This window comes from Lentibacillus populi (genome assembly GCA_014642895.1).
GTDB classification, from domain to species: domain Bacteria; phylum Bacillota; class Bacilli; order Bacillales; family Amphibacillaceae; genus Lentibacillus_C; species Lentibacillus_C populi.
In genome coordinates this window covers 1-652 of record BMJD01000122.1, presented here as the reverse complement: position 1 = coordinate 652, position 652 = coordinate 1, and the positions used below count along the sequence as shown (strand labels likewise).

The 652-nt window shown below is 38.7% G+C and carries 1 protein-coding gene; it reads right to left on the bottom strand.

Annotation, left to right across the window (positions count from 1 at the left end; translation table 11 throughout):
* Nucleotides 1–98 precede the first annotated feature (98 nt).
* Nucleotides 99–518, bottom strand: a complete 420-nt coding sequence (gene tnpA, locus IEX12_RS23180; RefSeq protein ID WP_268811323.1) for an IS200/IS605 family transposase — start codon at nt 516–518, stop codon at nt 99–101.
* Between the last annotated feature and the right edge of the window lie 134 nt (nt 519–652).

The window sequence follows — 652 nt, the reverse complement described above, 5'->3', positions numbered from 1 at the left end:
AATCACATACCACCTGTTCAACAGGTGGTTTGACTTAGCCCTATAAGGGCATGTTACTTGCAACGCCTTAAGGGCGTGGTTTCGCAAGCCGACTACATTTATTTATTTAGCTTATCTTCTATCATATCTGCATCGGTTTGGTTTTTTATATACTTCTTGATAACCTCTTCATTTCGACCGACGGTATCTACATAATACCCTCTTGCCCAAAAGTGTCTATTTCCTTTACTTTTGTATTCAGGATGTCGGTCGAATATCATCAATGCACTTTTTCCTTTTAAATATCCCATGAATGTTGATACGCTAAGCTTCGGTGGTATCTTCACACATAGGTGAACATGGTCAACAGAAACACTTCCCTTTACTATCTCAATTCCCTTATACTCGCAAAGTTTTCTGATGATCTCACGTATATCTTCCCTAAGTTTTCCATACATTGTTCTTCGTCTATATTTGGGAATAAACACAATATGGTACATGCAATTCCACTTCGTATGTGATAAACTTGATTTATCCAATTTTGGATTTCCTCCTCTAACTGACATCGGCTTCCGAAACCTTTGTCATTATACCAGAGGGGGATTTTTTTATCATACGTAAAGGTACTTCCACTTTTGTTCTCCCACGCATAGCGTGGGGCTTAATCTGGAGT